Consider the following 25,571-nt stretch of genomic DNA (forward strand, 5'->3'; position numbering starts at 1 on the left):
GGATGGATGGCGGTAGGATTAACCGACGCTTTGTGAAGGAAAGGACCTGCTCTGTGGGATTGCTCGAGACCATCCGCGAGCCGCGCGACCTGCGCCGGATCGACATGGTCCAGATGCAGGACCTGGCCCAGGAGATCCGCCAGTTCCTGATCACCAACGTCGCACAGACCGGCGGCCATCTGGGTCCGAACCTCGGCGTTGTCGAGCTGACCCTGGGCATCCACCGCGTGTTTGATTCCCCGCACGACAGCATTGTTTTTGATACCGGCCACCAGTCCTATGTGCACAAGTTGGTCACCGGGCGGCAGGACTTCGGGACCCTGCGGCAGCAGGGCGGCCTTGCAGGCTATCCGGACCGGGCCGAATCGGCTCATGACATCGTGGAAAGCTCTCACGCGTCGTCGTCGTTGTCCTGGGCAGACGGCATTTCCCGTGCCCGCCAGCTGACCGGCGAAGGCGACCGCTACGTGGTCGCAGTGGTGGGCGACGGCGCCCTCACCGGCGGCATGGCCTGGGAAGCGGTCAACAACATCGCCGCGGACCGGGACCGGCGCGTGGTGATCGTGGTCAACGACAACGGGCGCTCCTACGCCCCGACCATCGGCGGACTGGCCGACCAGCTGGCCGCGCTGCGCCGGACCACCATCGACAAGGTCCGCACCCACCGCGCCTACGAGGGCACGCTCAACTGGTGGAAAGAAAAGCTGCAGTCCGGCGGCCCGCTGGGTCAGTTCGCGTACAAAAGCCTGCACGCCACCAAGAAGGGCATCAAGGACTGGTGGGCGCCGCAGGGCCTGTTCGAAGACCTCGGCATGAAGTACATCGGCCCGATCGACGGGCATGACCTGGAAGCTGTCGAGGCGGCGCTGTCCCAGGCCAAGAAGTACAGCGGACCCGTGATTGTGCACGTCATGACAGAGAAGGGCCGAGGCTACGCGCCGGCCCGCGCCCATGAGGCGGATCAGTTCCACGCCGTGGGCGTGATCGACCCGGAGACCGGCGAGCCGGTTGAATCCGGCGGCCGGAAGTCGTGGACCTCCGTCTTCGCGGACGAGATCGCCGACCTCGCCGACGAACGCCGCGACATCGTCGGCATTACCGGGGCCATGCTGATTCCGGTGGGCCTGCAGAAGTTCGCGTCCAAGCATCCGGAGCGGGTCTTCGACGTCGGCATCGCGGAGCAGCACGCGCTGACCAGCGCGGCCGGGATGGCATACGGCGGGCTGCATCCGGTGGTGGCCCTCTACGCCACCTTCCTGAACCGCGCCTTCGACCAGCTGCTGATGGACGTGGCGCTGCACAAGGCCGGCGTCACCGTGGTGCTGGACCGCGCCGGGGTCACCGGGCCGGACGGCCCCAGCCACCACGGCATGTGGGACATGGCGCTGCTGCAGGTTGTGCCGGGCCTGCATCTGGCCGCGCCGCGGGACGCCGCGCGGCTGAAGGAGGAACTGCGCGAGGCTGTAGCCGTCAGCGACGCGCCCACTGTGGTCCGGTTCTCCAAGGGATCCGTGGGACCGGACGTCGAGGCCATCGAGCGGCTCAAGGACGGCGTGGACGTCCTCGCCCGGCGGCCCTCCGGCTCCACCGAAAACGACGTGCTGATCGTCAGCGTGGGTGCCATGAGTGAGCTGGCGCTGGATGTCTCCGGCCGTTTGGGCGCGCAGGGCATCAGCTCCACCGTGGTGGACCCCCGGTGGGTGCTGCCGGTGGCGCCGTCGCTGATCGGCCTGGCGGCCCGGCACCGGATTGTCGTGGTGATCGAAGATGGTGTGCGCGCCGGCGGGGTAGGGTCCCGCATCCGGCAGGAAATGCGGGCGGCCGGCGTGGATACGGCGCTGAACGAAGTGGGACTCCCGGTGGAGTTCCTGGCCCACGGCACACGTGCCGAAGTGCTGGAACGCGTTGGCCTGACCGCGCAGCAGGTGGCCCAAGACACCGTGGCGCAGGTGCTGGGCACCAAGGTGCCGTTCGCCCGCCCGCTGCCCGGCCAGGAACTGCCGACCGGCCAGATTCCCAAGATCCAGTGACCGGGCGCATCCCTGCCCAGGCACAGCCTGGCGACATGGTGGTGTTCCGCAATTGGAAGTACGACGGCGGTGCGCACTGGCTGGTGCCCGGCACTTACCTGGGTGCGGACTCGTTCGGTGACTGGATCTTCCAGCCCGGGGGCTCGCTGGTGGCCCGGCCCGGAGTTGCCTTCTTCGCTGGATCCGACGCCGTGCAGCTCCTTCCCCGCGAGGGCGACTATGTGGCGACGTTCTACGACGAGATTTATCCCGGCGACTTCCGCATCTACGTTGACCTGGCCACCGGCATCCGGGTGGATCCGCTGCTTCCGGCCGGCTGGGAAGTCCAGGTCACGGACATGGACCTGGACGTGATCCGGACCGCCAGCGGCCGCGTGTACATCGACGACGAGGACGAGTTCACCGAACACCGCGTGACGATGGACTACCCGGAAGCGCTGGCCGTCCGGATGCAGGACAGCTGTCGCGTGCTCTACCAGCAAGTGCTGGCACAGGCTGCGCCGTTCGATGGAACGGCCCTGACGTGGTTAAACAAAGGACGGACATGAGCTTTCTTCGGGTCTACAAGAAGAACGACGACGGCGCGCTGGTCTTCCGCGAGGCGTGGTTCGACGAAGAGTACGGCCAGTTCGTGGTGAACCACGGAACGGTCGGACACCAGAGCTCCACACAGGACAGCAAGAATGTCACGGCGGAGGCCGCCGAGTCGCTGATGGACGCTTTTGCCGCCCAATGCGCCGAGGACGGCTACGCGGAGCTGGCGCCGGGGGAGCAGTCCTGGGTGGTGGCCCAGTATGCGTTGAAGACGGCGGCCGGCAGCGACCGCGATCGTTACCTGGAGGATAAAGCCAAACGCACCATCACCGAGTACTTTGCCTGGCGCGGGCTGGGCACCGTGGAGAAGACCGAGTTTGTCCCGCACAAGCTCAACATCTACGTGATGGCGCCGGACGCGGCCAAGGCCGTGGCGGGCCTGAAAGTCTGCCTCCGCGAAGCCAAGCTCGACTACACGAAGCTCAGCATCGGCGTTGCGCCGCACGACAACCTGGCCGCCGTGAAGCAGAAGCATCCCGTGCCGGCCAAGGCAGCCTTCAGCCTGGACTGACACTAATCCCGGTACCGACGCTGGCGCTGGGACCTTGCAGAGCGGCGCTACTCCGGCTCTGCGGGAATGATGCCTGCAGCTAGGGCCGCCTCACGGTAAACCGCGGCCAGGCTAGCCACGTTGTGGTGGGCATTGAGGCCGCTGGGATTCGGCACCGCCCAGAGCTCGGCTCCGGCGATCCGCTCCGGCTGGCGGCCCAACTGCGCCTTCGGCCGCTGGAAGCCCACACGGTAGGCAGTCACCCCCGCCACGGCCACCACCCGCGGTTCCAGCTCTTCGATCTTCGCCTCAAGCCGCCGGGCGCCGGCCCGCAGCTCCTCCGCCGCCAATTCGGCCGCGGCGGCCGTGGCCCGCGGAACGATATTGGTGATGCCGACGCCGCGGGCGACCAGATGTTCGCGGTCCTGCTCCGCCATCCCGTCACCGGCGCGGATCACATATTCGGTGATGCCGGCAGCGGCCAGGGCTGGATAGAACCGGTTGCCGGGCCGGGCGAAATGCGAGCCGGTGGCAGCCGACCACAGGCCGGGATTTATGCCAACGAACAGCAGGCGCACGCCCGGGCCAACAAGGTCCGGGACGAGCGCGTCCTGGAAGCTGAGCAGTTCGGTCCGGGTGAAGGCCACCCAACCACTCTTTCATACGGCCGCAGGACGCTCAGGGAACGAATGAATTCAGCTGGATGCCGCCTCGTTGCCGCGGGGGGGTTGACTATCGGCTGATCTTTGCAGGTGTCATGAAAGACAAGCGGATAGGCTCTGAAAGATTGGCTTTTAGTGTCTAATGGAGGATTGGCTGGTCGCTACGACACGCCGCGCATTTTGAAATTACTCACCCAGCGAAGTTGATGATGTTTCCGCTCATGGGCAGTTCGTCGGTGCGTGGTTGCACGGTTGCCAAATGGTCAGCGAAGAACTTTCCAGTGATGTAGTCATCAGCGGCCAGCATCAACTCCGGATTGAGAAAACCCGCGTAGGAGAAGCTGTCAAGGACGTAGGGAACGGCGTCGGCCCCAATCAGGCTAGGGTCGTTCATGAGCTGAAAATGCAGATGGGCTGCGTTGGAATTTCCTGTGTTGCCCAGCTTGGCGATGACCTGCCCTGCCTTGACCTGGTCGCCGGGTTTGACCAGCAGCGACCCTTTCTGCAGGTGGGCATACATGGCCCAGACACCGCCGCCTAGGTCCTGCACAATATGGTTTCCGTCAACGGTTTCCACGGTGATTTGTTTGCGTAATTCGGGGTCACTGGCTGGCAGGACACCGGGTGTGTTGGCTTTAAGCGTGTCAAGCGTTGATGAGATGGTGCCATCTGCCACGGCATGGATTTCCTGACCATAGCTAACGTAGCTTTCGTTCTTTGTTTTGTCTCCGGAGACGAACTCGCCGTCGTCGTTGGTGCGCATCCAGTCGATGGCCAGGCGTTGGCTGTTGGAAAGCTTGCCGCTCAGGGGCGAGAGGGACGGGACGTGGGGGAATCCGACGTCGCAGCAACCGTTTTGAGCCACCCAGTTGGTGCCCCTGACCGGCGGGGAAATCACCCGGGCCGTTCCGGCCGAGATGTTTACGGGCGTCACCAGGTAATCGACGTCCGAGGGTTCCACGGTGCCTGGATTGGCGGCCGCCCGCAGGTAGGCGTGGTGCAGGACCATTTTCGGGGCGTCGGCCAGGCTGTCGAAGGACAGGTGGACCAACAATGCCCGGGATTCCTGCGCGTCTATCTTGGTGTCTGGGGCCGGGCTGGAGGGTAGCGTCCGCAGTCTGTTGCAGTCCCCGTAGTCACAGTCCGGATCAACCAATTGCTTTCCCGAGAACGACTGAATAACGGTGGCCCGGCTGGCCTCATCGACGACGTCGACCCGCTCCAGCGTTGCCGGGGCCACGCTGGCGTTCGTCAGCAGCAGGTCGTATACGACGTGAAACTTGCCGTCTGTTCCCTTGAAGGGCATGGTGGCTTCCCCGAGCTGCACAATGGCCACGGCGGTGTAGTCCGGCGGCAGCGCCACGGCAGTTCCTGTCCCGGGCCCACCGCTGACGTCCGTCGTGGCGACAGCGGTCCCGGTCTTTTCGGCTGTTGTGCTCTGGTCAGCAGTGTTAGGTCCGGAGGTGCAGCCCGCCAGGAGAAGTGCAACGGCGATAAATGCAACCGTCCGGTGTGTGATTTGCATGGTCCGTTGCTCCTGGCGAACTGGATGCCTGCGGATTATCCGCATCCGCCTGAACTGATCCACAGCACTGCCATCCGTCCAATTTTCCGCCGGAGTCAAGCCTTCCGCCCAGTCTACGGCGGGCCCCGGATGAGGGCCATAGGCCCAGGTCCCCACTTCCTGCCGCCGCTCCCGTTCAGAGGCTGCGCTCCCACGTTGGCCAGGGGGTGCGGAGAGGACGTAACACCACCCCGGGTGCCATGACCCTCAGGCCGGTAGGTCGGGTGAGGTGTGCTGGGGGACAGGATCGGGGGCATCCCTCACGGGCACCAACCCCAACATTGACCATATTGCAGCCACCAACGCCAGCAAGGCCAGAAGACCCACGGCGGCGGTGGCGACTATGTCCAGCGCGGCACGCTGCAGGCCGGCCCCCGCCTTCCGCAGCAACCGCTCAAACCCAGCGGGCGCACTATCCGGTGCCGTTGCAAACTAATCACACCCCAAATCCCACTACTCGTCCCAGACAGGTGCTGCCACGGCGGGGAGTCACGCGAACGGGGAGCCGGAGATGGGAAGGCGGGCCCTCCGCTTTCCTCTCCGGCGCTTCCTCAGCCGGCTCAGAAGGCCCCCGGGCGCCGGATTCCAACGAATTGTGGACCGCAGGTGCGGGGCGTTCGCCGTGTCAGGGTCCCCGGTTGCTTACACGCTCAGGTAGACGCCGTCACTTTGCACGGAATCAGAGGGATCATTGCGTGTCTTGGATTCGGCTGCTCCTGCGGCACGTAGGGTCGGTTCATGGAGAAGAGTCGCATCGTCGAGCTGGAAGGGCAGACCTCGATCAACGACTTGCTGGACGAGCCGGTCGGGACGGTCCACATCCAGCTGGCCCTGCCGATCTATGTCCAGCACCGCCCGGGATGCATCCGGCGCCTGTCCTAAAGACGAAGCCAGGGCCGGCCATGGAGTCATGCATGTTGCATTGCGCAGCAGGCTGCTGCGCGGACGGAAAAAGAATCATGCCCATGCGCCGGCCACTCCGGGGGCGGGGCCGGAACAGGAGATCGGATGACCGTGCGAAGGGATGATGGAGACTTGTCGGTTCAGGAATGCGAACAAATCTTGCGGGCCTCGCTCATCGACGCCGCCGCAGACGTTTTCGGGGAGCGCGGATATACCCGCACGGAACTGAAGGACATTGCCCGGCGGGCCGGGGTGACAGTGATGGATATCGAGGGCCGGTTCCGGTCGAAGGAAGAGCTGGCAGCAGCGGTCATGGCAGCCCAGCACCGGATCGTTACCGAGGACGCCCTCGCTGTCCTGCAGCAGGGCCACCCGCCACTGGAGGCGATGATCATCATGTGCCGGGAGTTCGGCAGGCGCCTGGCCAGTGACCCGAAGGTCAGGGGAGGGATCCGGCTCACCTTCGAGGCCTCCGCGTTCGGCCACCGGGTCCAGGAACCCTACAGCGACTGGATCAAAGTTCTGGAAACCCTGTCAGCGAAAGCAGCAGCCTCCGGCCAGCTCCGGCCCGGAACCGACCCTGACGCCTTGGCGCGCCTGGTGGTGGCATGCTTCACCGGAGTCCAGCTGGTATCTGCGGTGATGACGGACAGGGCCGATGTGATGGAAAGGATCGGGCATATGTGGCAGATCCTGCTGCCGGGCATCATCCATGAAGCCGCCGGCACGGGCATCGGACGGTTACTGGCGCTGGCCGGCGCCGAACCACACGTCGACGGTGAAAAAGAGCCGGATGATTAGGAGACGTGCGGACCCACCCCACAGGAAACAGTGGGAACGGCCGCAGCACACCACAAGCCATCTTCTTGCAGCGGGTCTTTTCGTCGGGATTCGGCGGCGATCTCACATTTTGGGTTGTTCCGGCGTCTGCCAAGTGATGAGGTGCAGGGTCAAGGCCTCCAGGGCAACGAAGTTGATTGAAAGAGGAATCGATGGGACGCGGGTTCGCTCAAACACGTGCAGGTGTCGTAACTCAGTTTGTGTTGCTTGCGCTGGCTTGGGGGTCCAGTTTCCTGCTCATTAAGCTCGGTCTGCGTGACCTTTCACCGCCGCAGGTGGTATGGGCTCGTATGGTTATCGGCGCGGTCGCCCTGGGGTTTTTGATGTTGGTAACTCGCCGCCCAATTCCATCTGATCTGCGGGTGTGGGGGCATTTGTTGGTCGTGACCATGTTGCTGTGTGTCGTGCCGTTCACCCTGTTTGCCTGGGCTGAGCAGTTCATTTCCTCGGCCCTGGCCAGTATCTTCAATGCCACGACTCCGCTGATCACCATGTTGGTCGCGGCTCTGGCCTTGACTGCCGAGCGCTTAACCCGCCACCGCAGCCTCGGTTTGGGGTTGGGATTCGTCGGCGTAGTCATCATCATGGGCCCGTGGAACGGCCTCGGGGACGGGAAGGGTTTGGCCGGGCAACTTGCCTGCCTCGCTGCCGCCACCTGCTATGCCCTTGCCTTCACATATTTGAGGCGCTTCGTTGCCGGCCGAGGCTTGAGCGCCTCTGCTCTGGCCTTCGTCCAAGTTCTGCTGGGTGCCGCGCTCATGATCGCCGCAACGCCTTGGCTGGCCAGTACGCCGATCGAAGAACTCAGCGGTGCCACGACGGTGAGCATGATTATCCTGGGAGTTTTCGGCACGGGCATGGCCTACGTCTGGAACAACAACATCGTCACTGCATGGGGTGCGGCCAACGCTGCTGCGGTCACTTATTTGTCTCCGGTTGTTGGTGTCGTATTGGGGACGGTGTTCCTTGGAGAACCTCTCGGATGGCACCAACCACTCGGCGCCTCTCTGGTCATCCTCGGCATCATGGCAGCGCACGGGCGCCTTGCCGCTTTGGTGCCTTCGCGCGTATCGGGCCGTAGCTCGAGGTAATTCAATGCTCTTATCGAGAGATGCTGCTGGCCGACAAGTTTTGTTCGCAAATTGCTTCTAGAAGCCTGAATACTTCTCGATTCACACTCAGAGCCAGAGGCGAACCTAGACCACATTCAATAAGGTAAGTCTGCTGAATAGTTGAAACTTGTAGTAACGACTCCACGGGTTTATGATTTGGCGGGGTTCTTGATGAAACCTTTACCAAAACTTTCCGAAGGCCGCCATGCATTCTGTATCCCCATTGATCAGCCGAAGCGACGATCGGCCGGCGCGGGGTCGCGATGGGCTTTGCATTCCCGACGTCGAGTTCCTTTCTGCTGGCGTCATATTCGTTCGCTGGCCGTCGCACGCAACGGTCGAAGAGCCCGATGCTTTGGCGACGATATCGCTCATCGAAGAGCTCTGCGGAGATGAGCCCAGGCCGATGCTGGTCGACCTGCACGGAATGCATTCGGCCAGTTCGGCAGCACTGGCAAAATTTGCCCGATGCCTTCCCACGACCAGGATGGCGCTGGTCGGAACTTCCCCGGTCGAGCACACGATCGTGGAGTTCTTCCGCACGCTCCACCGGCCCACTTACCCGGCTACATATTTCACCAAAGACGCCGAAGCGTGGCATTGGCTCACAGACGGGCGATACAAGAGCACCCCGGATGCACTTCCACAGACTCAACAGCAGGGCGATTCCGACTTCGCCGCAGTCGTTGGGACGATCATCCCCGCACGACGGTTCCGCATCAGCGCAGCGTTGGCCAAGCTGGTCCATCACGCCGTGGAGGCACAGCCCGAGGCGCCGTCGTCGCCCATCCAGAGGCCTGCCGCCGATGAGTTGACGCCGGAACGACCTGCGCAGGTATCAGCGGAAACGCTGGACGTCATCACCAAGGCCTTCCGCGGCAAGACCCAGCCCAAGGCTTTCTCCATGGCACTCGGTGTCGCCGAAATCATGGACGCCGGCGGCGTTGCCGCCTTCGCAAATCTGATCGGCAGATGTGCAGCCGCCGAACGCTCCTTGATCGCAAGCCACCTCTACCGGCATTACCGCCGTTCTCCGGCCAAACTGGCTCTTTGGATCAACACGGCCCAACATACCTACTTTCACGCACGGTTGCGCGTCGCCAACAGCGGTATCCGGCGTGCCCGGCTGAACCCGGGAAAGATCACAACCGCGCGCCTCGTCGACCGTGACAGTGCAGGACACAACGTCCGTCAGGAAAGCCGTGACGCGATCAGCCTGGTGAGCGGACTTGTTTACTCTCCTTGGCCCGGACAAGTCGGCATCGGCGCACAAAGGAACATCATCAGTGTCGGAGCATCGCTGGCGCGGGTGCTGGTCACCGAGGGCGACCACCACGGGCTGGCTGTCTGCTATCGCGAATATACGGACATCTACGATGCCCGGTACAGCATCGTTAACGAAGGCACCGGGATCATCGACTTCATCTTGAAGTACCCGGAAAAAACTGAGCTCCTCTGCGAATACATACAGGGCGGGAAACACGACACCCCAGAAAAGCTCCTGCGGGCGGTGACTTCATCCGCCAGGTTCCTCAGGTATCTGGAGAGGACCAGAAGAGCCAACAGAACCGGCCGGAGGATTGGCGCGATGAACCCCTAATTGCCTGTACTCCGTAGCGTGACGAGGCGGCCGGAAAGGCAAGGCAGGGATGCTCGGTTCCGGTCGAGTATCTATGCACGCGGCCGCCGGGGATAAGGGGTTGTGGAGGTCAGGTCGTCGCCTTACTTGTTGGCGTGCCGGGGGAGGGCGAGGTCTGCGCTGGCAGCATGATCGCCGGGCCCGGCTGACGGGGCCGCGATTGCCCCTGTTCGTGGACATTGGCTGAAGTGCTCGGTGGCATTTTGCGGAGCATTGGAACAGCCCCGGCGAATACCTGCCGGGGCTGTTGATAGTGCAATTTCAGTTAGCTGCCAGATATTTCTCTACGACGTCGGAGCTGAGCCGCCCGCGGGCGTTTACGGCAACACCGTTCGCGGCAGCCCAGTCGCGTACGTCCTTGGGTGCGGGTCCGCCATTAGTAATTTGGGGCTGGCGGGGCCTGCCGGTCTTGCCGGTTTTGCGGGCACCGCCAATGTACTTCTTCAGGATTTCGCGAAGCTGACGGGCATTTCCGTCGGTAAGGTCGATCTCATACGCGACCCCGTCCAAAGAAAAGTTGACCGTGGTATCCGCTTCAGAGCCATCCAGGTCATCGATTAGTTGCACTACGACTTTCTGAGCCAAATTTATTACTTTCTAGTTATCGGAAAGGGAACAACGCCTCTAGGTGTTCCTTGCAATCGTTCCACCCGGCGGGGTCCCCAGCCTCGCCGCTAAAACGATTGCAACCTCTAATCTACGGCACAAGCCCACGCGGGTCCCGAATTCAACATTGACACTCTACAGATGGCCCTCATTAGCTGTGGCCGCTGATCGGACTTCTCCGCTGACGCGAGCCGATCCAGAACCAGGCAAGCGCGCCCGCGACCGGCGCCACGATCACAATCAGGACCCAGAGAGCGCGGGCAACTTCGTTTAGTTGGTTGGCTTTAGCAAACTGGGCGAGAGCCACAATGACGAAAGCGACGACACTTGCCGGAGCCGGACTAAACGTAGTCGTGGAAAGCACGAAATAGTCCGTCGGACCCGAGCGGGGGGAGGGCCTCTTTGCAGTGGCCCAGACGAAGCGAGGGCGCTTACCCGGGGCAACTGGTGGGGCAGCCACGCCTCGCTCCGAATTTTAGGAAGTTATTGCTTCGCAACGTCCGATTCCCTGCTCTCCACACACTTCCGCGCTTAGGGTGGGACAAACGTTGCACAAACGGATGGGGGAGACGAGTGGTTCTGCGCGCGGAGCGGCACTTGCCTTTGGTGGCGGTACTCGGGCTTCTTGGCTCGATTACCGCCTGCGGTGCCGGAAGTGGTGCAGGCCAGGAATCGCCGGAGTACGCAACACTGGAGGACGCCTATAAGGCAGTCGACGAGGTGCTGAACTGCGCGGATGACGCTGGTAACCCACTGTTTATTGGCACGCCTGGGCCTACGGGGGAAGCGATCCGATGCACTGAGACAGTTGAAGTTTTCTGGTTCGACAGCCAGGAAGCCTACGACAACGTCCATAAACTCTTCTCCACTGCTGCTGGCAACCCTGGATCTGTCTATTTCGTAGAAGGCCGCAACTGGTTTGTCGTCGATTTCGCGGAAGTTGCGGTTGGCGTAGAGGATCCCGAAAGAAATGCGGACCTGGAAGTTCTCGCCGAGAATCTCGGCGCCAAGTACGCAGTGAAGCAGTAATACTCACAGACAGGGAACATGATGCGCACTTTGAGCAAACTGGCAGCCGGTGCTGCTGTTTTGCTGGCTCTGGCCGGCTGCACGAGTGGGCCGAAGTCCGCGCCGTCCGATCCTGAAGGTCCCGCCAGTTCGACTGATGCCGCCGCTGCCGGCGGTTCCAAGAACCTGCCCGCCCAATCATCCAACAAGCAGCTGCTGGCAGAAGAGGGCGGCTACAAGTTCTATTCTTTGGTGCCAGTGTCAGGCAGCACGGAAAGCGAATTCGGCCGCCTGTGCGTAATCATCCAGTTTGACGAAGGCAGCGAGTCCATGGGCTGCGGCGAGACCAACCCCTACGTGGGCCTGGGATTTGGTGACAGTGACGATCTCCTGGAGGCGAAGCTGGTATTCAGCGGCTACAACTCAGGCAAGGACCTGGCCGAAGGCTGGCGCTACCTGCACCCCAACCTGCTGGTGCGCGGCCTTGTTGATCCGCAACCCCGGCTGGCTGCCCTCGACGCTCCGGCAGAATCAGTCGACACGTTGACCGTCGACGCCAAGTATCTATTCGGCGTCAAGGCAGACAGCGCGCGGCTGCTGGCTAAGGACGACGCCCACGCGTTTTACGCGGCAATGCCGAACGATCCAGACAAGGGCGATATCTGTGTGGTCGTGAAGAACCTAACAGCAGACACGGCTTCTGCCGCCTGCGGAGACCTCCCCAGTGTTGAACTGGAGGCCGCTGGTGTGAAAGCGAAGCTGGTTGTCGATGACTATGACGCCGCTACGGAACTGGCTGACGGATGGCGCCAGCTGCACAAGAACCTGCTGGTTTATCCCTGATCTGCACGCCGCGACGGAGCGAAGTAGCGCGGGCGAACCGACTTCCTGATGATGTTCACTCTTGGCCAGATCACCCGGCGAAGCACGTTGGCACTCGATGCTTGCCTGTCGTCGTGCTATCGACGAAAGGCCTGCGGTGGATGGCCGTTCTCCGGCAGCAGACCCAAAAGCTGGCTCAAAGGATGAATCATTGGCAGCAGACCCAAAAGCTGGCTCAAAGAATGAATCATTCAGCTTTTTGGTTGAGATTGCCGCGAAATGGCGGGAACGGTGTGATTGCCGTGGGTAGGGTGACTGGCATGGAACCGGTTCTGAAGTTCGTGCGGCATTGGGGCGCCCCCGTGGCGGCCGTCCTTTTCTTCACCCTGTGGTGCATTGCCGAGGCAGGAAGGATGGGAGGATCCTGGCAGTCATGGCCAGGGAACTGGCCGCTGGTGCTGATGACACTGGCGGTAGCCACTGCCGCCTGGAAGCCGCTGATCTCCCTCGGGTTCACCGTTGCACTCCTCACCGGACAGATGAGCCACATTCTGCCGCCGATGGAATCCAATCACTGGGCCATTTACCTGGGCTCCTTCGTCGCTCTTGGCTTCATCATGTGGGTTGCCCCGCCGCGCCAGCGGTACATCGCTGCCGGCGTAAACGTGGCCGCCGCCGCCGTCATGGCGTTCCTGATGCTCTCGTGGAGATATGGCGACGGCGTCGGCTGGTTCCCGCCTGCGTACGCCGGCGACCGGTGGATGCTCCAGAACTATGGCTGGCAACTGTTTGCGCTCCTCATGTTGATCGCCGGGGCCTGCGCCGCCGTCGGCGGCCTGACGGCGCTGTACCAGGAACGGGGCGGTTTGTTCCGGGCCCGCGAACTGGCGCAGAGCAGTCTGCAGGAAACCGAGATCGACCTGATCGTGGAACAGGAACGGACCCGCATCGCCCGGGATCTGCACGACGTCCTCGCTCATTCCCTGGCCGTCGTCGCCGCGCAGGCCGATGGAACCCGCTACCTGAGCAAGGACCAGCCCCAAGCCGTCCTCAACGCCCTGGACACGATCGCCCGGTCCGCCCGCAGCGCCCTGGTGGACGCCCAACGGGTAATCGAGGGAGTCCACGACGACGGTATGGCGGCGCCCCAGCCGGCGCTGGGCGACATCCCGGCACTCATCGAAGGCATGCGGCACGGCAGTTTGAAGATCCACCCGACCGAGTCCGGAACGCCCGTGGAACTCTCTGCCGGGCAGGAGATGGCCGTCTTCCGAATCGTTCAGGAATGCCTGACCAACGCCCTCAAGCATGGCGGGCGCGGCACAGATGTGCAGCTCCACTTTGACTGGAGCGGGCCGGGCCTGACTCTGCACGTGGCCTCGGCCGTCCCCCCAACCGGCAAAGCAGACACTGCGGATCCGGCCACGAGCCGTGTCGGGAGGGGGCTTCCCGGCATGCGCGAACGCGCCCACTTGGCCGGCGGCTGGCTGACGGCGGGACCGGACGGCGAACACTTCCGGGTGACAGCCTTTATCCCCTACGGGGCCCGGGAAGCCAGGGCAACGAACGATACAGCCGACGACGCAGCAACGGACACTTTCGGTGAAATTTCGGCTGCGGAAGTCCAGCCGGCCCTCGCCGCCACCGGCCTTCCCCGGCAGACCGGAGCCGCACGGGAAGCGGACAACCGTGGCTGATGGCGCGACGCGGATTACCGTGGCCCTGGTGGACGACCAGCCCTTGTTCCGGTCAGGTATTCGCATGCTGATAGAGAGCCAGGAGGACCTGGAATTCTCGGGAGAGGCCGGTGACGGGGAAGCGTCGGTGGCCCTGGCCATCGAACGGCGTCCGGACGTGATGCTGATGGACCTGCGCATGCCGGTTATGGATGGCGTCGAAGCCACCCGGCGGATCGTGCAGCACGCCGCGGCGGCCGGAATCGACAAGCCGAAGATCATTGCGTTGACCACGTTCAACAGGGATCAGGCCGTGGTCCAGGCGGTGCAGGCCGGGGCGAGCGGGTATCTGCTCAAGAGCGCGGAACCGGAATTTCTACTGGCGGCGATCCGGACCGTTCACTCCGGCTACTCCGTCATCGCCCCCGGATCCATCCACTCGCTCTTTGAGCATGCAGCCCGCACCGTTCCCGCTACCGGTCCGGACTTGTCCGTACTAAATGTGCTGTCGGTGCGGGAGCGGGACGTCTTCCTGCTCGCGGCCAAAGGCCTGAGCAACGGTGAGATGGCAGAGAGCCTGTTCGTCTCTGAGGCCACCATCAAAACCCACCTGCGGAGCGTGCTGGACAAGCTCGAACTGCGCACCCGTCTCCAGTTGGTCGCCTTCGCCCACGAACGCAGTCTACTGGGCACCTAAACAGAAGGAAGGAAAATTCAAGGACAAATGATGGACCTTTCAACGGTCGCCCTCCACATGACCTTTCTCCTGACCCTCGGGCTCGGTTTCCTGTTTATCCTCGCCCACCTTCTCATCTTCACCACCGTGCTGATGCTGGCCGGCACCGCCCGGTTGGCGGCCCTGATGTTCACAGCACTTCGGGACCGCCTCAGTTACCCGCGTTGGAGTAGGCGACAGGTAGGCGAGAATCCTCAAGGCCGGCTGACGGTGAGGAGCGTTCCTGCTCCGGCTAATACAATATCTGTCTCGAACCAGTGAGGCGCCGACCGCGGTTTGACCGCAACCGTTCACTGTGATGACCAGGATCGCGGAGACCGCCGCTGCCTCCAGCGCGCGGGTACGGTGCTGTGTAGAAGCCTCTACCGGAGGTGGCACTCTCATCTAATCTGTCCAGCGCTGATTCACAGGAGTCGGACCCTGCATTCCTTACCTGTCGGCTTACCGTCGAGAGTGAACGAAAGCCGGAGGGTTTGCGCTGTCTGCGGTGGTGCAGGGGAGTAGAACGAGAAGGCTTCCCAATCGGTTCCGTCTCCCGCGGCTTGGCCCCCTGCCCATCGGTATTCAGTTCCGATGTCATCTGTCACCCGAACTCCCACTCCATCCAAGACGGGCACCCCGGGCATCATTGGCGGATCGCCGGCAGCATCGCTCCGTGTGTTTTCCGTCGTTCTACCCACGCTTGCCGGGCGGCATCAAAGTGAACGTCGCGCTGCCGCGTCTCAGGTCCTCGAACTCCCTCAAGACTGATATGGATTCCGCAGCCGCCATTGGATGAGTCGACATGAGGTGGAAGATCGATGTCGACCCGGATCCCGGCAAAGCGAACGTCGATGCCATCGCTCGTGGCGATGATCAGGTCTCCCGGGGCCGAAACGATGGAAGCCATAAGCTCACCGTAGCGTCTCGCTCTCTTATCCTCGTGACATTTTGACCACCGGCTCAGGGTGCGGACCGTCCATAAATTGAGCCTCGGACGGCGGGGCAGAAGATGTTCAGCTGAACAACGCGTGGTTAGGGTCGCAATCGACGTTGAACGGCTCGGGCGTCATTTAGTGTCGGTGGCAGCCGATAGCTTGTGCTCCATCACCGACCGGTGATGCCAGACAGGGAGGCGGAAATGCGCGGTCAGCAGATCCCGCCACACAACCGGCTCTCCGGCACTGCGGGCTTCCCCCTGTGCGGTCACTGCAGGGACATGTAGCGGCAAATCCGCGCTCACCACTGGAAGGAGGCAACGACATGGCGAAGAGTTCCAAGCCGTCCAAGGCGGCACTGTCCAAAGCCGGTAAGACGCTGTGCCGTTTGAGCAGGCACGGAGGATGCGGTCCGATGCGGCTACAACACGAGCACTATGGGGTCGGCTTCCAACGGCCCTCCGCAGCGTTCCGTCCCGCCGACACGGGTCCAATTCAACTCGACTTGTTCCTCAGCCAAAACGGTCCCGTTCGCTGCGAGAGCACGAAGCGTGATGGTGTCGGGAGCTGACAAGAAGCTGATGGCCCAGGTGCTGTCGTCGATGCGTGTCGAGTAGTAAAGGGACGGCTCGAACGTAGCAGTAGGGACGGAACTCGAACGGGCAGGCCTATCGGGATCAAAGGGCCTGTAGGAATCGATGGGGTCGGCTTGGAAATCCGTCGGCCTGGAACATTCGCCCTTATGACAGGCCTGAACCTCACTGACAAGGTGCGTGTCACCTTCCAATTCAACGGAAAGGCTACTTGACCAGCCAATTGCCGGGCATACGTAAGGTGTGCACGCTGCCGAAAGAAACGCAGCGACCGCGGCGACAATGCCGACGCTTGATCTGCGCTTGATGCTTAACTCGGGCACACGAACAGTCTGCGTCATCTCTGCCCGCTTAGGGCAGAGCCCGAGGGCCCAGTGACAGAAGCGCCGATATCGGCGGTTTGACTTTGGTGTCGGGCCGAAGCTGCTCATCGGAGTAGTGGTGGTGGAAGACTGTCGTCGGGCGGGAGGGTTTACAGGTCGGCGATCAGGGCGTGTAGGGCTTGCAGGTGCCTTTGCAGTGCCGCGCGCCCTGTGTCGGTTAGGCTCAACCAGGTGCGGGGCCGTTTGCCGACGTATCCCTTCCTCGCGTCCACGTATCCGACGGCCTCGAGAATTGTTACCTGTTTACTGAGGACGGGATCACTTACCTCGATGGCGTCGCGCACGGTTCCGAACTCGGCATCTTCAACCCGGGCCAGGGCAGCGGCAATACTGAGTCGGACGGGAAGGCTCAGGTATTCGTCGAGCAGCAGCCTGGGATGTGTCGAGGCATTGTCGGTGCTCATCGGCTGTTCCGGATAAGGCCGGCGGCCAGCAAGGGAAGCCCCGTCAGTGCGGCATAGGGTATCCAGAGCCAGGCGGGCCGTGCATCGGCAGAATCCAGCGATGCCACGCCGACCGCGAATAAGGCGAGGCTGAACGCGAAGCCAGACGAATAGCGCTTGGACCAGCCGAGGCTGGAAGCGCGCCGCCGTCGCCCGTATCCGATGCAGGTGCCGACAATGCCGGCGACGAAAGCCGCTGTGGTTGTGATATCCAACCACAGATTTTCCTGTGGATAGACGTAGACAACTACCAGCAGGTACAGCGAAATCAGAGCCGCCATGGCGAAGGCGTAGCGGCCCCCGGCCAAATCGGCGAAGCGTGAGATTCGTGCGCCGCCGTTCCCGCCGGATTCGGCTGCCTGAAGCTGCTCATGCAGGCTGTGGCGTGACTCGTCGGACGGAATGCCGGTCATGGAAGCTCCTCTATTGGCCTACGCAACTGATAACTCAACGATACAGTAACTACTTTCCATAAGGCAAGTGGTTACTTGTTTCTAAGATCTGTGTATAAATAGTGCTTTGCACGAGAAGCAATCGGATCGCCAGCGCCACTGGTGAGCGCGTCAGCATTCCTGTGGCCGCCGGAGGCGGGGTGGCGGGAACGTTGCGGCTGCCCGCCGAGTCGGCCGTGGCCGTGAAGACCAGTCCTTCTTTTATGAACTCGACTCGCACGGCCTTACCCGTGAGCTTCTGAACCTGGGAGGGCGTGTCCCGGCCAGAGGCGCATCATGGGGGAGAGGTACGACAACGAAGGCCCGGGTTTTACCCAGTGGGGACAGCTTTGAGCTGTGCGGAGGGCTCCACCTACCCGCCAATGGGCATAACCCGGGCCCCTAAAAGCCTTGGGTCTTCGCTGCGCTACGCCCTGGTGGGCGTCCGCTGGCGCGGCCGGCTGTTGGGTCCAGTGCCGGCTCCGCAGAGCTCCGCCGTCCCTGAACCTGTTGTGTCTACGACGTTTTTTGGCTGCTGTCCTTATGGCTGCTGTCCTTATGTTGTTACCGGGTTCAGTTCCGCGGCCATTGTAGGGTCGTGGCTACCCAGGGGAGGCGGGTATGGCTTTGGCTGCTGTACCGGACGACTCGCGCGTGACGGCTTCGAAGGATTGGCCGCCCGCCACCCCGCGATGACCCGACCGCTGATTGAGAGACGCGACACGATCGCCGGATAAGGACACGACGGCGCGGTTATCTGCTGGGCTCTACCCATCCAACAGACTGGAGGCTGTTCTTGGTGAAACTTTGGGCCGGCGTTGACGCCGGCAAAGCCAACCATCACTGTGTTGTGGTCGACGCCGACGGAAATCGGCTGCTGTCGCAGAAAGTCCCCAACGACGAAGAAGCCCTGCTCGAGCTCATCGCAAACGTCCTGAAACTTGGCGACGGGGACGAGGTGGTCTGGGCGACGGACCTGAATCACGGCGGATCGGCGCTGCTGATCGCCCTGCTCGTCGCCCACAGCCAGAACATTCTCTACATCCCGGGACGGACGGTCTACCACGCGTCCAAGCTCTACCGGGGCGAGGGCAAGACCGATGCCAAAGACGCTGCCGTCATCGCCGATCAGGCCAGAATGCGCCGTGACCTGCAACCTCTGCAAGCTGGAGACGAAATCAGCACGGGTCTGCGGATTCTCACCGCACGGCGCGCCGACAAATCCGCGGACCGGGTCCGGGCGATCAACCGCTTGCAGGCCCAGCTGCTGGAATACTTTCCCGCGCTGGAACGAGCCTTCGATTACAGCCGTTCCAAGGCAGCCCTGTTGTTGCTGACCAAACACCGGACCCCGGACGGAATCCGCCGGGCTGGAGAAGCCAGGATCCATGCTTGGCTGAAGAAGCACGGTGCCCGCTCCTCGGCTGCCGTCGCCGCAGCAGCAACCGAGGCTGCCAAGTCCCAGCACACCATCGTTCCCGCGCAGCACATGGGGGAGGGGATCGTCGCCGCCCTCGCTGGGGAAATCCTTACCTTGAACCGGGAACTGGCCGAACTCGATGCGCTGATCAGTGAGAAAGTCATCCAACACCAGCACACAGAGGTGCTGCTGAGTATGCCCGGTTTCGGACCCGTCCTCGCCGCGGAGTTCCTCGGCGCCACCGGTGGGGACCTCACCGTCTTTGAAACCGCGGACCGGTTCGCCGGCGTCGCCGGACTCGCCCCTGCACCGCGGGACTCCGGCAGGATCACCGGCAACCACCACCGGCCCCGGCGCTATGACCGGCGGCTGCTGCGCGTCTTCTACCTTTCCGGCCTCTCGGCCCTGAAAAGCTGCCCTGTCTCACGGACCTACTACGACCGCAAACGCACCGATGGCAAAACCCACATCCAGGCCATGCTGTCCCTGGCCAGGCGCCGACTCAACGTCCTATGGGCCATGCTGCGCGACGGAACAACATACGGGCCCCGTCCAGGAGTTCCAGCTCCGATAGAAGCTGCCTGAAACCTCACGGTTGTGCGGCTTTACAGCTCGGCTGGCGGTTGCCTCGTCGCATAAGCCGATCATGCATTCACTCGTTATGGGGTGCTCTTCTGGGCTCGATCGGTTTTCCTGCATGGTTGTACCTACGAATGCGCACTACGAGCCAGACGGTGCAGAGTATCGGGAGCAGAGGGAAAACGAACTCCCCAGTGAAAGAAACGGCCCAGACGGCCAGTGCCCAAAAAAGGACCGTGAAGATTCCGAAGGCGACGAGTGAACGGCGCGTAGGAACTTGAGGAGGAGGCGCGTCTCCTCGCATTCGAGCCTCATTGAGTTCTCTCACTGCGGCGAGCGACATGGGGATGAGGATCGCGAGTAACAGCGCGATGCTGACTGCCGTGGTCCATACGTCCGGCACCTTCGCAGCGTCGGCAGCCACGAGGATGAGCGTCCGGATGATTAGCACCCAAACCACTACAGCGATGATGAGACGCCGACGCGCTGGGTACGAAGGTGTGGTCCTGCTCGAATCGGTCACAAGATCAGCCAACCACAACCTCGATACAGGAGGGCGATCCTTCGAGCTCATTCCGCAGCGCAGCTGCGGGATCCCGGTGCTTCAGAAGTGGAGACCTCCAGCGAACCTAGTATTTCGACAGCAACTCGGAGAAGCCTAGGTAGATTTTGAGTTCCCCATCGTTACTAGCGGTCGGTCCTACGCAGGTTTTGCGCAACGTCCATAGGTTCAAGGCCCCGCAGCGGTCCGACGTGACACCCATCTCAGCAGCAACTGATTCTGCAGATTGTGGCGGTCTGATTTCTATAGTCATTTGCCTCCAACAACCGCCCGAGCCGCATTGTGTGGAGATTGACTTGATTGCGCTGGGAGGAGGAACAGGAGGAAAAGCTGAGTCAGATGGAACGTTGCCCTCATCCAGGATGCCCCAGAGCACTCCACCGATCCAGACAACTGACAGCACTCCGAGAGTAAGCACGCAGACGAGTACGCCGCGCTGGAATTTCGACTTGCAAGTTTTGGGGCGTTCAATCGTTTCTTCTTTCGGCGAGGATTTGAGTGTCCCATGACGGATCGGGATTCGGCAGTAGATCGCATCGGAAAGCGGACCTCGCTCCGCTCGGACAGTAAAAAACTCTTCTGTCTTTTTGCTGCTGTCCGTTGGATCATACGTGCCCGCTCCGGCGGTTCAACCGGCCTTCGGCCGGCTACACTCCCACGACTTTGCCTCGGCGCTCCTGCGTCGCTTATTTCCTCACCAAACTCCTGCCCGTTTGCCCTCACGGGTTGCACCGTCTCCGTCGGCCACAGCTCCGCAAGCTCCGCCAGCAGGCAAAACAACGGGGGAGAGGGAACCGGAACTGCTGGTCACCAACGGGTTCCCGCCCCACCTGTGAACCAAGGAGCCAACGCATGAGCATTTCAACGATGACCCGCACGACCACCGCCGACACCGGCGAGACCATCGCCGTCCCCGGACTTCCCGCCGATGACCGCACCGGCGGCGGATACGACTGGATGGAAACCCTCGAAGGCAGCGGCTGGGCCGCCCTGCCGAACTGGGGCTCCGAGGGCTGGGACGCCGGAGCCTGGCCTCTGATCATCCTGACCGTGGCCCGCACGCGGGACGAGACGGGGGAACTGTTCGGCTACGGAACCTACGTGGAAGGCGACACCGGCGCCCGCTGGTACCGCTCCCAGGCCGCGTGCTTCGAAGCGATCACTACCGAGGTGTTCTTCCACTGGCAGATGGGCCAGTCCGACGGCCCCGCCGACCTGCCCTCCACCGCAGCCGAACTGCCCGCCGCCTACCGGATGCCCTACCCCGGCTGGACCCGCTAAGACCTCGTTTTGGCTGCCCGGCTGCTCTTCTGCCGGGCAGCCGACCCCGGGCCCGGAGCGGTTGACAACATCATTGAGATTCCTTCGGATCGTACGTGCCCGCTCCACCCCGTCCAGCCCCTCCTTCGTCGGGGCCTGCAGGGGCAGGAATTTCCTTCCGGCGCTCATGCCTCGCTTATTTCCTCCAGGAATTTCCCACCCCTTTGCCCTTGCGGGTAGACGGGCCTGCGTCAGGCACAGCTCCGCAAAGCTCCGCCAGCAGCCAAAAAACAACGGGGGGAGCGGGGAAGCTGGCCGGTCACCACTGGTCGCCCCACCCACCGGAATCCTCTGCAAAAGGAGCAACACCATGAACGACCGCATCAAGTTCACCGGCCCTGCCGACATCCTTGCCTTCATCCCGCACACCTTGGGAGAAGCCCCCACGGAGTCCTTCGTCGCCCTGACCATGCAGGGCAACAAACTCGGCGCGACCTTGCGCGTCGATGCCCCGTTTGGGCAGGACCCGGTCGGCTACGCCCAAACGATCGTCAGCTACCTGACCGCCGACGAAGCCGCCACCGGCAGCCTGCTGGTGGTCTACACCGACGAGGACGCCACCGAGGATCCGCGCCCCTACTCCGGGCACGTGCAGGCACTGCGCACCGAACTGGCAACCGCCGGGATGCCCTTGCAGGATGCCTGGCTGGTGACCTCCGAATTGTGGCGGAACTACCACTGCACGGACACCGGCTGCTGCCCCAACCAGTCACTGGATGCCATTACCACCAGCAACGGCAACGCCGCCCTGATCTACCGGGGGAGTGCCGTTACCGGGTTCACCACACCGGCACCGTTCACCGGAGACGAGGCAGCACGCGAGACGATCGCCGCGCACAAGCCCGACGGCTGGCCCGAAGACGTCGAAGCCAGCCGCGCAGCGTGGTCCAAGGTGCTCGCTGATCCCAAGAGCCTGACAACCCAGACCGCGCACCAGCTGGCAGGAGCGTTGCAGCATCGCACCATCCGGGACTACATGATGGGTGACATCATCACCCACGCACCCGAACAGTTCACCTCCGTCATGCTCGGGGTGTTCCCCGCCCGCCCTGATTGGGCCCGCGTGGACACCGCCCAGGAAGTCGCGTTTGAACTGATGAAAGCCACCCCCGAGGGTCAGCGCGCACCGATGCTTTGCCTGATCGGCTGGCTGGAATGGCTCAAAGGAAAGTCCAGCTTCGCCGCCCGCTACTTCAAGCTCGCGCTTCAGGACGTGGCCGGTTACCGGCTCGCCGAACTTCTTGGCGAACTGGTCAACCGCGGCCTGCTCGCCGACTGCACCCGCACCCGAAGAAGGCGTATGACCGACACCTGAGCCGCTAAACCCGTAGGCCGGACCCCACACACAGGGGTTCGGCCTGCCTGTTTGGGTTTCCCAGGTGCGCGGCGGCCTCCGCCGCCAGGGCTCCTCCGGCCGCGTTGGACGCTGTCGCGGGCGCAGCGACTTCCAGCCGGGCAGCAGGAACAGCCGATACTGTGAAGGGACGAGCCATCCCAGACAGTCAAGGAGCCCCGCACGTGGTCGATCCCTTCCGCATGACCGAAGACGATACCGTTGCCCCGGACGCGAGCCCGCTGGAAGACATCCTGGAACTGAGCCTGCTGACCGCAGGGCCGATCGTAGGACCCGTTGACCGGCCCGTCGAAGACCACCGACTCGACGAGCAGTGACGGTCAAGAGCCGGCAGCTAAGGGCCAGATGATGCAGGCGAAGCCGATACCATTCAGGGCGATTGCGTAGATCAAGATGTTGCGGAGCTGTAGGCGTTCGAATCGTTTGGCGTCTCTACTGGGGTATACGAGGGAGTACATCCCTGCACCGGCTCTAGCCAAGAATCTTCTTGCCGCCAGTCCTATAGCCCCTTGGAGAACTAAGCAGGCACCAAATACGGCTACGGGCTCCATTGAGGAAGCCTAGCGCCTGCCCATTAGACGCGCATGAACGGAACGGGCTGACGCCCGCCCTTCTCTGTGTCTGGAGTAGGACGAGAGGCAGGTGCAGGAGGCTCTGTACGGTTCACAGCGACGGGCAAGGGGCGGCACGCATCCAGCGGCAAGGCAGTGTTGGAGTCGGCAACGCTGCGGCGTGCCCTCCAGGGGACGGGACCACTCTCTCTGAGCGACTAACGGTGTTCAGTGCCTGCGGATCGTTTTGCCTTCCGCCATGCCAGAAACTGGGCAATGAAAACACCGAGTAACACCAATCCCAGCAACAGGCCGACCCAACGCAACCGTGGTAGTGCATCAATAACGGCAACGAAGATCCACCATGCTCCTGCAATTGCCCAGAAGATAACTGCCCATAGCGGTGGGGGCTGGGTCTGCTGCCGCTGTCTCATGTCCGAAAGTGTAGGCGGTTGATCGTGTAGGGGACTGGAGCCGGGCCGAAGGCATCACCACAGCCACGGGCAAGGCATGGCACGCATCAACGGTCAAAGCGGTGCTGGAGTCGGTCACGCTGGCGCGTGCCTTCAGGAAACGGAATGCTAGAAAGTCTGGACGTAGAACGTCTCCTCGCGGAGACACTGGTCCGGTGTACCACCCAGTATCTTTCCAATGTCGCTACGGGATAGGTATCCGCCGCCGAAACTGACGAGATCTCCGACCTGAAGGGAGTGGCCTTCCACTTCAACGGTCGGCGGGTCACCAGCTCCGAGCTGTGCCCCTGCCGGGAACAGCAGCCCAAAGTCCCGCCCATCGCTGGTCCTCCCGATAATGCAATCGTCCTCGCCTATGACAAGTGTTCCGTCGAAAGCGGCTTCCATCACGGAGTTCGCCTGGGCGCTGCGTGGGTGCACCAGCAGCATTTCGCCGTTCTGCCCGGTGACGATTTTGCCTGAGGCTCCGCTGCTGGCGGAGCTTCCGCATCCGGCCAGAAGCGCTGCAAGAGCTGCAATTGCTAGAAGCGCCCGCATCCTATTCATGGGCTCAGCGTAAGGGCTGGATCGCCAATCGGACTAGGGTCGGCGAGCCAGCAGACGGCGCAAGAGGGGGACGGGCTGGCGCCAGGATCCGCTGAATCCGTGAATAGCCCGGCCCGGTCCGCGGGCGGCCGCTACGAGAGCTGGGATGCTGCGCTGCCGGGTCATTCATGCGCCTACCCTTCGCAGAAGCAGCGCGCGGGGCGCGCTGGGGTTTCGCTGCGCTACACCCTGGTGGGCGTCCGCTGGCGCGGCCGGCTGTTGGGTCCAGTGCCGGCTCCGGAGAGCTCCGCCGCCCCTGGCCCTGTTGTGTCTACGACGTTTTCTGGTTGCTGTCCTGCGGATTCTAGGCGTCCGCTCCACCCCGTCTAGCCCCTCCTTCGTCGGGGCCTGCGCCCCGGAAATTCCTCTCCGGCGCTCGTTCCTCGCTTATTTCCTCCGAGGATTTTCCCGGCCTTGCCCTACGGGTAGACGGGCCTCCGTCGGCCGCCGAGCAAGCAAGCTTGCCAGCAACCAAAAAACAACGGGGGAGCGGGGAAGCTGGCCGGTCACCATTGGTCGCCCCACCCACCACATTCCTCTGCAAAAGGAGCAACACCATGGACGCCATCACCACCGAGACGGTAACCACCGCCGATACCGGCGAGGTCATCACCGACGCCCCGGTCCTGCGCGACTACCACGCCGACGGCGGGTACGAGTGGATGGACCTCATCGCCGAACACGGCTGGACCGTGATTCCCAGCTGGGGGAGCGAGGGCTGGGACCTTGGCCAGTGGCCCTACGTCATGGTCGCCGCGATCCGCACCGCCGATGCCATCGGCAACCTGTTCGGCATCGCCACCTACTGCGAGGGCGACGTGGAAACCACCTACTACCGGACCAAGGCCCGGCAGTGGGACGCCATCACCGAGCAGGCCTTCTTCCACTGGAAGAACGGGCAGGCCCACGGACCGGCAGACCTGCCCGAGACGGTAGCGGAACTGCCCGGCCGGTACCGGATGCCCTGCACCGTCCACGCCGCCTAACCAGCACCCATGGTGGCCGGACCGCTCAGCTTCGGCCACCAACTGCTCCCGGCGACAGTTCGGGCGGGCCGCCGCACGGTGCAGCTGCCGCCGTGGTCCCCGGCGGCGGCCCGCCAATCCCGAAAAGTCCGACGCTCATCACCTTGCCGCCCCGGACCCGCCCCGGGTCCCTGGCCGGCACCGGAAAAGTCCAACAGGCTGCTGGACAAAGAGGGTGCTCGCAGGGCTCGCACTGATTCGGGCGTCCGCTGGCGCGGCCGGCTGTTGGGTCCAGTGCCGGCTCCGCAGAGCT

Annotated in this window: 26 protein-coding genes; 17 read left to right on the top strand and 9 right to left on the bottom strand. The window is 62.9% G+C overall.

Translation table 11 applies throughout. The annotated features are described in order from the left end of the window. Positions 1-53: 53 nt before the first annotated feature. From dxs to AC5RW2_RS32755, 3 genes are read left to right on the top strand one after another with little or no spacing between them, the layout of a single operon-like run. Positions 54-2,030, top strand: coding sequence for a 1-deoxy-D-xylulose-5-phosphate synthase (gene dxs / locus AC5RW2_RS32745; protein ID WP_493961836.1), 1,977 nt, complete (start codon positions 54-56; stop codon positions 2,028-2,030). Beyond that, positions 2,027-2,578, top strand: a complete 552-nt coding sequence (locus AC5RW2_RS32750; RefSeq protein WP_493961837.1) for a DUF402 domain-containing protein — start codon at positions 2,027-2,029, stop codon at positions 2,576-2,578. The genes dxs and AC5RW2_RS32750 overlap by 4 nt, the downstream gene beginning before the upstream one ends. After that, positions 2,575-3,135, top strand: coding sequence for a hypothetical protein (locus AC5RW2_RS32755; protein WP_493961838.1), 561 nt, complete (start codon positions 2,575-2,577; stop codon positions 3,133-3,135). Before AC5RW2_RS32750 ends, AC5RW2_RS32755 begins: the two co-directional genes overlap by 4 nt. 47 nt (positions 3,136-3,182) lie before the next feature. Here AC5RW2_RS32755 and AC5RW2_RS32760 read toward each other — a convergent pair whose 3' ends face one another. After that, complete coding sequence (locus tag AC5RW2_RS32760; RefSeq protein WP_493961839.1) at positions 3,183-3,761, bottom strand: mismatch-specific DNA-glycosylase; 579 nt, start codon at positions 3,759-3,761, stop codon at positions 3,183-3,185. Between the two features lie 205 nt (positions 3,762-3,966). Next, the gene (locus AC5RW2_RS32765; RefSeq protein ID WP_494074942.1) at positions 3,967-5,139 is read right to left on the bottom strand and encodes a M23 family metallopeptidase; all 1,173 of its coding nucleotides are present in this window, start codon (positions 5,137-5,139) and stop codon (positions 3,967-3,969) included. A 939-nt stretch (positions 5,140-6,078) separates the two neighbouring features. Here AC5RW2_RS32765 and AC5RW2_RS32770 point away from each other — a divergent pair. The 4 genes from AC5RW2_RS32770 (at position 6,079) to AC5RW2_RS32785 (ending at position 9,795) form a co-directional block, all read left to right on the top strand. After that, on the top strand, positions 6,079-6,222 hold the full coding sequence (locus AC5RW2_RS32770) for a hypothetical protein (RefSeq protein ID WP_493961841.1): 144 nt from the start codon (positions 6,079-6,081) through the stop codon (positions 6,220-6,222). Positions 6,223-6,348: 126 nt separating this feature from the next. Then, the gene (locus tag AC5RW2_RS32775; RefSeq protein WP_493961842.1) at positions 6,349-7,044 is read left to right on the top strand and encodes a ScbR family autoregulator-binding transcription factor; all 696 of its coding nucleotides are present in this window, start codon (positions 6,349-6,351) and stop codon (positions 7,042-7,044) included. 176 nt (positions 7,045-7,220) lie between these two features. Next, positions 7,221-8,174: a DMT family transporter gene (locus AC5RW2_RS32780; protein WP_493961843.1), complete on the top strand. Its 954-nt coding sequence runs from the start codon at positions 7,221-7,223 to the stop codon at positions 8,172-8,174. A gap of 226 nt (positions 8,175-8,400) precedes the next feature. Continuing rightward, the gene (locus tag AC5RW2_RS32785; RefSeq protein WP_494074943.1) at positions 8,401-9,795 is read left to right on the top strand and encodes a DUF7793 family protein; all 1,395 of its coding nucleotides are present in this window, start codon (positions 8,401-8,403) and stop codon (positions 9,793-9,795) included. A 300-nt stretch (positions 9,796-10,095) separates the two neighbouring features. Here AC5RW2_RS32785 and AC5RW2_RS32790 read toward each other — a convergent pair whose 3' ends face one another. Continuing rightward, entirely contained in the window at positions 10,096-10,419 is a 324-nt protein-coding gene (locus tag AC5RW2_RS32790; RefSeq protein ID WP_493961844.1) for a histone-like nucleoid-structuring protein Lsr2, read from the bottom strand. Positions 10,420-10,591: 172 nt separating this feature from the next. Next, complete coding sequence (locus tag AC5RW2_RS32795; protein WP_493961845.1) at positions 10,592-10,900, bottom strand: PLDc N-terminal domain-containing protein; 309 nt, start codon at positions 10,898-10,900, stop codon at positions 10,592-10,594. Positions 10,901-11,013: 113 nt separating this feature from the next. Between AC5RW2_RS32795 and AC5RW2_RS32800 the strand changes: the two genes are divergently transcribed. The 5 genes from AC5RW2_RS32800 (at position 11,014) to AC5RW2_RS32820 (ending at position 14,943) form a co-directional block, all read left to right on the top strand. Further along, complete coding sequence (locus AC5RW2_RS32800) at positions 11,014-11,469, top strand: hypothetical protein (RefSeq protein ID WP_493961846.1); 456 nt, start codon at positions 11,014-11,016, stop codon at positions 11,467-11,469. A gap of 18 nt (positions 11,470-11,487) precedes the next feature. Beyond that, entirely contained in the window at positions 11,488-12,291 is an 804-nt protein-coding gene (locus AC5RW2_RS32805; protein WP_494074944.1) for a hypothetical protein, read from the top strand. 299 nt (positions 12,292-12,590) lie between these two features. Next, the gene (locus AC5RW2_RS32810) at positions 12,591-13,967 is read left to right on the top strand and encodes a sensor histidine kinase (protein WP_493961848.1); all 1,377 of its coding nucleotides are present in this window, start codon (positions 12,591-12,593) and stop codon (positions 13,965-13,967) included. Beyond that, the gene (locus AC5RW2_RS32815) at positions 13,960-14,643 is read left to right on the top strand and encodes a response regulator (protein ID WP_493961849.1); all 684 of its coding nucleotides are present in this window, start codon (positions 13,960-13,962) and stop codon (positions 14,641-14,643) included. Before AC5RW2_RS32810 ends, AC5RW2_RS32815 begins: the two co-directional genes overlap by 8 nt. Before the next feature lie 27 nt (positions 14,644-14,670). Next, positions 14,671-14,943 carry a hypothetical protein gene (locus tag AC5RW2_RS32820; RefSeq protein WP_493961850.1) on the top strand — a complete coding sequence of 91 codons (273 nt, stop codon included), beginning with the start codon at positions 14,671-14,673 and terminating at the stop codon, positions 14,941-14,943. 364 nt (positions 14,944-15,307) lie between these two features. On the opposite strand, the gene AC5RW2_RS32825 is transcribed toward AC5RW2_RS32820, so the two are convergent. The 3 genes from AC5RW2_RS32825 to AC5RW2_RS32835 form a co-directional block, all read right to left on the bottom strand. Beyond that, positions 15,308-15,571: a hypothetical protein gene (locus tag AC5RW2_RS32825; RefSeq protein WP_493961851.1), complete on the bottom strand. Its 264-nt coding sequence runs from the start codon at positions 15,569-15,571 to the stop codon at positions 15,308-15,310. Between the two features lie 1,093 nt (positions 15,572-16,664). After that, positions 16,665-16,979, bottom strand: a complete 315-nt coding sequence (locus AC5RW2_RS32830; protein WP_493961852.1) for a winged helix-turn-helix domain-containing protein — start codon at positions 16,977-16,979, stop codon at positions 16,665-16,667. After that, entirely contained in the window at positions 16,976-17,431 is a 456-nt protein-coding gene (locus AC5RW2_RS32835; protein ID WP_493961853.1) for a hypothetical protein, read from the bottom strand. Before AC5RW2_RS32835 ends, AC5RW2_RS32830 begins: the two co-directional genes overlap by 4 nt. An 814-nt stretch (positions 17,432-18,245) precedes the next feature. On the opposite strand from AC5RW2_RS32835, the gene AC5RW2_RS32840 reads away from it, so the two are divergent. From AC5RW2_RS32840 to AC5RW2_RS32855, 4 genes are all read left to right on the top strand, one after another. Then, positions 18,246-19,454: an IS110 family RNA-guided transposase gene (locus tag AC5RW2_RS32840; protein WP_493961854.1), complete on the top strand. Its 1,209-nt coding sequence runs from the start codon at positions 18,246-18,248 to the stop codon at positions 19,452-19,454. Positions 19,455-20,862: 1,408 nt separating this feature from the next. Then, positions 20,863-21,291, top strand: a complete 429-nt coding sequence (locus AC5RW2_RS32845) for a hypothetical protein (protein ID WP_493961855.1) — start codon at positions 20,863-20,865, stop codon at positions 21,289-21,291. Positions 21,292-21,640: 349 nt separating this feature from the next. Then, complete coding sequence (locus tag AC5RW2_RS32850) at positions 21,641-22,645, top strand: DUF4192 domain-containing protein (RefSeq protein WP_493961856.1); 1,005 nt, start codon at positions 21,641-21,643, stop codon at positions 22,643-22,645. Positions 22,646-22,848: 203 nt separating this feature from the next. Next, positions 22,849-23,001 carry a hypothetical protein gene (locus AC5RW2_RS32855; RefSeq protein WP_493941351.1) on the top strand — a complete coding sequence of 51 codons (153 nt, stop codon included), beginning with the start codon at positions 22,849-22,851 and terminating at the stop codon, positions 22,999-23,001. Between the two features lie 452 nt (positions 23,002-23,453). Here the strand turns inward: AC5RW2_RS32855 and AC5RW2_RS32860 are convergent, their stop codons facing one another. After that, positions 23,454-23,669 carry a hypothetical protein gene (locus tag AC5RW2_RS32860; RefSeq protein WP_494074945.1) on the bottom strand — a complete coding sequence of 72 codons (216 nt, stop codon included), beginning with the start codon at positions 23,667-23,669 and terminating at the stop codon, positions 23,454-23,456. Positions 23,670-23,816: 147 nt separating this feature from the next. Then, positions 23,817-24,254, bottom strand: a complete 438-nt coding sequence (locus AC5RW2_RS32865) for a hypothetical protein (protein WP_493961857.1) — start codon at positions 24,252-24,254, stop codon at positions 23,817-23,819. 596 nt (positions 24,255-24,850) lie between these two features. On the opposite strand from AC5RW2_RS32865, the gene AC5RW2_RS32870 reads away from it, so the two are divergent. Then, entirely contained in the window at positions 24,851-25,279 is a 429-nt protein-coding gene (locus AC5RW2_RS32870) for a hypothetical protein (protein WP_493961858.1), read from the top strand. Positions 25,280-25,571: the final 292 nt, after the last annotated feature.

The sequence above is a fragment of the Arthrobacter sp. B0316-1-20 genome (assembly GCF_059091865.1).

Excerpts from the sequence above, each read along its gene's own strand:
- AC5RW2_RS32805 (WP_494074944.1), top strand. The coding sequence starts at position 11,488 with ATGATGCGCACTTTGAGCAAACTGGCAGCCGGTGCTGCTGTTTTGCTG.
- AC5RW2_RS32835 (WP_493961853.1), bottom strand. The coding sequence starts at position 17,431 with ATGACCGGCATTCCGTCCGACGAGTCACGCCACAGCCTGCATGAGCAG.
- AC5RW2_RS32770 (WP_493961841.1), top strand. The coding sequence starts at position 6,079 with ATGGAGAAGAGTCGCATCGTCGAGCTGGAAGGGCAGACCTCGATCAAC.
- AC5RW2_RS32785 (WP_494074943.1), top strand. The coding sequence starts at position 8,401 with ATGCATTCTGTATCCCCATTGATCAGCCGAAGCGACGATCGGCCGGCG.
- AC5RW2_RS32845 (WP_493961855.1), top strand. The coding sequence starts at position 20,863 with ATGAGCATTTCAACGATGACCCGCACGACCACCGCCGACACCGGCGAG.
- AC5RW2_RS32775 (WP_493961842.1), top strand. The coding sequence starts at position 6,349 with ATGACCGTGCGAAGGGATGATGGAGACTTGTCGGTTCAGGAATGCGAA.
- AC5RW2_RS32870 (WP_493961858.1), top strand. The coding sequence starts at position 24,851 with ATGGACGCCATCACCACCGAGACGGTAACCACCGCCGATACCGGCGAG.
- AC5RW2_RS32820 (WP_493961850.1), top strand. The coding sequence starts at position 14,671 with ATGATGGACCTTTCAACGGTCGCCCTCCACATGACCTTTCTCCTGACC.
- AC5RW2_RS32755 (WP_493961838.1), top strand. The coding sequence starts at position 2,575 with ATGAGCTTTCTTCGGGTCTACAAGAAGAACGACGACGGCGCGCTGGTC.
- AC5RW2_RS32825 (WP_493961851.1), bottom strand. The coding sequence starts at position 15,571 with ATGGCTTCCATCGTTTCGGCCCCGGGAGACCTGATCATCGCCACGAGC.
- AC5RW2_RS32810 (WP_493961848.1), top strand. The coding sequence starts at position 12,591 with ATGGAACCGGTTCTGAAGTTCGTGCGGCATTGGGGCGCCCCCGTGGCG.
- AC5RW2_RS32850 (WP_493961856.1), top strand. The coding sequence starts at position 21,641 with ATGAACGACCGCATCAAGTTCACCGGCCCTGCCGACATCCTTGCCTTC.
- AC5RW2_RS32830 (WP_493961852.1), bottom strand. The coding sequence starts at position 16,979 with ATGAGCACCGACAATGCCTCGACACATCCCAGGCTGCTGCTCGACGAA.
- AC5RW2_RS32865 (WP_493961857.1), bottom strand. The coding sequence starts at position 24,254 with ATGAATAGGATGCGGGCGCTTCTAGCAATTGCAGCTCTTGCAGCGCTT.
- AC5RW2_RS32860 (WP_494074945.1), bottom strand. The coding sequence starts at position 23,669 with ATGAGACAGCGGCAGCAGACCCAGCCCCCACCGCTATGGGCAGTTATC.